General features: G+C 50.8%; 2 protein-coding genes. Both read right to left on the reverse strand.

Going from position 1 to position 5,508, the window contains the following annotated elements; translation table 11 throughout:
* The coding region (locus AC07RZ_RS23955) for a DUF6531 domain-containing protein (protein ID WP_494669848.1) at nt 1-1,976 on the reverse strand (1,976 nt) is incomplete at its 3' end.
* The gene (locus AC07RZ_RS23960; RefSeq protein ID WP_494669849.1) at nt 1,973-4,252 is read right to left on the reverse strand and encodes a DUF6531 domain-containing protein; all 2,280 of its coding nucleotides are present in this window, start codon (nt 4,250-4,252) and stop codon (nt 1,973-1,975) included. The genes AC07RZ_RS23960 and AC07RZ_RS23955, both read right to left, overlap by 4 nt.
* Nucleotides 4,253-5,508 lie beyond the last annotated feature (1,256 nt).

The following is a 5,508-nucleotide window of genomic DNA, read 5'->3' on the forward strand; positions in this document are numbered from 1 at the left end:
CCAGAGGTGTCGTAGGTATAGGTGGTGGTATCGACCACGTCAGTTCTGGGACCGGTGGCAGTCAATACTTGACCGACATTGTTGTAGGTGTAGCTCCAGACACGAGAAGTGCCGACCAACGTTGGCGAGAAGCCTTGGGCACCGGTCGCATCGCTGGTCGCTTGAACTGTCTTGTTCAACAGATTGCCTGACGCATCGTACGCATAAGTGGTTAGCAGCTTCGGCTCGGCAATCGTCAATGGCAGACGATAGGTCGCGTGCCAAGCAGTCGTGATCGTCCTGGCTTGTGCCGTCCCCGAAGCTTCGACCCGGCTGGTTTCCAGATTACGCGTCAGATCGTAGCTATACGTGGTGATGCTGCCGTTGAAGTCGGTGCTGGTGGCGACGTTGCCGTTGGCGTCGTACGTCAGATTACCGGCCGCAACGCTGCAACCCGCACCACCGGGCTGCGATACGCCGGTATTGCGGAGCGTGTTGAGGACCGTCTGGAACGTGTACGTCCGCACACTGCCCAATGGATCGGTCACTGTGCTTTGCGTATTGGGTTGAGTGTACGCGACGCTGTATTTCTCGACACCACCAGCATGTTCCGTCGAAATTGCCTTGCCAGTACTGTCGTAGTTGAAGATAGCAAAGCGGCTGCCGTTCTCGTCGATGATTCCGGTCAGCGCTGTCGGCAGATCTGCACCACCCGTGTAGGCGGATTCGTTATAGACATAGGTACGGCTCTTGCCGTCCGGGTAGGTCACTGTGTTCAAGCGATTGACGCTGTCGTAGCTGTACGCCGTGGTACCGCCTGCCGGGTCAGTCATCTGTGTAACACGACTGCTGCTGTCGTAGACAAAATTGAGTTGATGGCCAAACGAGTCGGTTACCCGGATCAACAATCCTGCCTGCGGTGCTATCGTGGTCGCAGTATTGGCACCCGAGTAATTCAACGTTTGAATCAGGCCCTCGCGACTGGTGATGCTGAGCAATTTGCCTCCCGCATCATAAGTTTCCAGCGATTGATCGGCTGCGACCAAGTATTGCCACCCCATCGTATTGCCAGCACTGTCGACTTGGCGCGTCAGCCTGTCAGTGACGTCGCCGTCCGGCTTATAGCCGCCATTACTTAAAAAGAAGTCCAGGGTTTTTCCGTCGCTACGTATCACGCCGGCATGATTCGGATAGACATTGGTCATGACCATCCGTTCATAACTACTATTCCAGCGAGCACCGTAACGGCCATTGCGTATGCTGCTGCCGTTATAGGTCCGTTGTAACCTTAAGCCAACACTGCCACTACCTTGATAGTCTGATTCAAACTGCAGTTTGTTGCCGGTGCCATGATCAATTGGATTGCCTTTTGGGCAGTAAGCGGGCATTCCCATTTTCTTAGCGGCCGGAGCCCTGCTTTGATCGTACAAACAGTTGCCTGGGTTGCTCGCTTCTGATTTGCAGGACGGGTCAGCGGGAGTCTCACAACCACCTGTTGCCGCATTATATGAAGTACCGGATCCACAAACCGTGTCACCGTAATTATTTAAACTTACATAGCCGACCGAATCGCGTTGAGCATAGCAGTACCCATATGTAGTATTGTCCCCGGAAGGATTATTGTTGATATACAGGATCGTGAAATGATCAAAAGTAGATGGATTGCCCCAATCATCTGTAACAGGAACAGAAACTGAAGAACGGAACTCAGCCCACGCTACACATCCCGCCGTAGCGGATGAATAGAAAGGTGGATTGTACGCTCTGGCCCAATTTGGAGCGGCGTAACTAGCATGATGAGCCAGCAGCATCGGGATTGCTATACAAACACTGACAACAACGAAATTCAAATATCGTCGCATACAGTCGTAAAGGGAATTCGTTTTTTCCAGCGCTATAACAGAAAATGAATTTTGAAAACACCGGTTAAAAATATGGGCAGTACGCCACTGTATCAATCGCATATGGCCGTTGCTATTTCGTACGTCACCACTCATTGCAATGCCCCAGTGATTTGTTGTAATCGATTTAAGGCATCTACCACACGACTGGTCTGACGCGCCAAGGCGCCGCTTGGATCTTTGACCTGCTCATTGATCCGGTTGCCCATGTTGTCCAGGGTATAGGCGATGCTGTTGCCGAGGCTGTCGGCGATATTGGTCAAACGGTGGGCCGGATCGTAGGTGTAGTTGATCGTCGAGGTATCCGGCAGCGTGACTAGGGTCAACTGGCCGACGCCATCGTAGCCATACGTAGTGGCTTCCACCGTACCGCCAGACGTCATCGTCTTGCCGGTCAACCAGCCACGCGGACTATAGGTCAATGCCGTCGTGGTGCCATTGGTGTCGGTGATCAGCCCTACCCGGCCATTGGCGTCGTAGTTCGACAAAGTCGTGACTTGACCGACGGCGTTCGTGATTGTGCTCAGGTTGCCGCTGCTGTCGTAGGTATAGGTGGTCTTGTCCGCCACATCAGTTCTGGGACCGGTAGCAGTCAATACCTGACCGACAGCGTTGTAGGTGTAGCTCCAGATGCGCACAGCGCCGACCAACGCTGGCGACAAGCCTTGCGCGCCGGTAGCATCGCTGGTGGCTTGCACTGTCTTGCTCAACAGGTTGCCGGACGTGTCGTAGGTATAGGTCGTCAACAGCTTCGGTTCTGCAATCTGCAAAGGCAAGCGATAGGTCGCATGCCAGACGGTCGTGATCGTCCTAGCTTGTGCTGTACCCGATCCTTCTACTCGGCTGGTTTCAAGGTTACGTGTCAGATCGTAGCTGTAGGTCGTGACGACGCCGTTGAAATCGGTTCGCGTTGCGACGTTGCCGTTGGCGTCATACGTGACGGCCGATGACGCTGCGCCGCAACCGGCGCCCCCGGGCTGGTTTTGGCCGGTACTCTTAATCGTATTGAGCAAGGTTTGAAATGCGTAGGTGCGGACGGTTCCCAAGGGATCGGTAACAGTACTTTGGCTCCCCGGTTGCGTGTAGCCGATACTGTATTTTTCCACGCCACCGGCATGCTCGGTGGAGATTGCTTTGCCAGTACTGTCGTAGTTGAACGTGGCATAGCGCACATTGTTTTCGTCAACGATGCCGGTCAATGCAGTCGGTAGATTCGCGCCGGCGGTGTAGGCCGGTTCGTTATAGACATAACTGCGGGTCTTGCCATCCTGATAGGTCACGCTAGTGAGATTGTTATTGTTATCGTAGATGTAGCCAACCGTCTTGCCAGTCGGATCTGTCATTTGGATTACGCGACTACTGCTGTCATACGTGAAATTTAGCTGACGGCCAAATTGATCGACGACGCGCAACAACAACCCTGGCTGCGGTGCAACCGTCGCTGGTGTAGTCGTATCGGAATAACTCAGCGTTTGCACCCAGCCTTCACGACTGGTGATACTCAGCAGTTTGCCGGCGGTGTCATAGTTTTCTAGCGATTGATCGGCGGCTACCCGGTATTGCCAACCCGAAGTGTTACCTGCACCATCGGCTAAGCGTGTCAGGCTGTCGGTTACATCGGCTTCCGGAAGATACACACCGCTCGACAAGGTGAATGTCAGAATCTTGCCATCTTCGCGCTGGATGCCGGCAGTGGTCTTGAGGTAGACACTATTAGTCCACACCATCCGTTCGTAGTTGCTGCTCCAGCGCGCACCGTAACGACCATTGCGAATGCTCCGAGCGTTGTAGGTTCGCTGCAATTGCACACCATAGCCTACGGCACTCAGATAGTCCAATTCTAGTTGCCGTTTGTTGCCATTACCATGATTGATCGGGTTACCATCCTCGACTGGAGGAGGACAGGGGCAGGCAGTGCAAGCGGGCTTGCCTACATTCTTGTCGTTTTGCGCGGTGCCAGAATTGTATTGGCAGCTGTTCGGATTGTTCAGCTCTGGTTTGCAAGAGGAGTCCGGAGGCGCAGCAGGTCCATTGGTAGCGGGCCAGGCGTAAGACACACCCTGCCGATCACTAAAACACCAACCGCTAGCCTGGTAAGTCGCAGAAGGCGGAATATTGGAGTGATAACGACCATCAGCGTAGCTAGTCCACACGGCGGAAAGCGCATCGCAAACGGCCTGACCAGATGGAAACGGACCATTCGCATTACCACCAGTATCAACCCAGCCGCTAGTTGGATCGGCAGCACGCGCAAATTGATGCACACATATCATCGTCAGCGCGATGACCAGACCGGCAAAAATTTGCCTAAATAGATTGTTCATGTCTGCAAAAGAATCCCACCAGCAAGACATCAAGTGGCGGTACTTCATGGCTTCAACATGCCTGGTTGTAACCGACATCATAGGTAGCGCATCCGTATTTCCCGTTCCTGCCATGACAGACCTTTATTTCAGGCATAAAAAGACGTGGGTACCTCTAAGAGATACCCACGTCGAAGCAATGTTGTAAATCAACTCCCTCGGGCACGCGCAATTCCTATTCGCTAGAACGCGCAGCCATCATTCGGCAGTGCCGCAGAATTCATTATTTCCAAACAGAAACCAATCTTATCCTAATATCACTTATTGCATCACAACAATAAATTTCCGACATCAGCACCTTATGCAAGCATGATGTAAGGAATCGACACTAGATGTCGGTACTGAAGAAGCAAAAATCGGAGGGAAATATGGCGGGTATGAAAATAAAACCAAATTTTGGTTTGCCCCAGGGAAAAAGGTAACTTTGGTAACTTACCCTATTTTCCGTTTGCAAGTGCCTGATTTATATAGGATTAGGTAGTTACCTTTAAAGGGTAATCTTTGGTAACTCAAAAGGTAACCACACGCTAAGTCTCTGATATTTATAATTATTATTTTTATCTATATTACCTTCCACTATGGTAACCAGATTACCTTAAAGTTACCCCTAAGTTACCTTTCGTAGAAACCTGCAAAGCCTTATACCGCAATGGTTTCCGGACAATTTCCAAAAAAATTACCAAGGTTACCGTTTTCCCGAGCGGCACTTTATTTTCGTATCTACAGCTAATCGCTTCAAATTGACGCGGCAGAACCGATGCAATATCGCGCGCAATTACTGATTCGGAGGGCCTATCCCGGCGCTGCGACAAGAAAACAATCGCGCGCATTTTACAAGCAACGGAAAATCGTAAAGGTGTTCATCACACCATCGATTTTGGATTTATTGGAAACTGGTTGGCACAATATTGATACGAGCGCGTCGTAGAGCCAATAGTTATGTGGAGAGTCTTACCTTGAACTAACGAGACAATTAAATCCTCATTGCTGTATTTAATTGCGGCGTATACTTGTTTCGAAATAACTACAAATTCTCGAAGCATCACACGATATTTTTTAAATTTTTTTGGCCATTCCCATTTTTTACGAAAAACAAATTTAACTCATTGATTTTAAATAAAATTGATTTCCGGCCTCGGGCACCACAAAGCAAAAGGCTCTCAGCATTGAGGGCCTTTTTGTTATGTTTGACCCGTCCTGAATTAGGTTGACACTTTTTCGATGAAGAGAAGGAGTGTCAGATGGAGCAAGCGATACGGCGTAGC

The sequence above is a fragment of the Collimonas sp. GW821-FHT07E08 genome, assembly GCF_059418905.1.

Coding starts and splice junctions, on each gene's coding strand:
- AC07RZ_RS23960 (WP_494669849.1), bottom strand. CDS start 4,252: ATGAAGTACCGCCACTTGATGTCTTGCTGGTGGGATTCTTTTGCAGAC.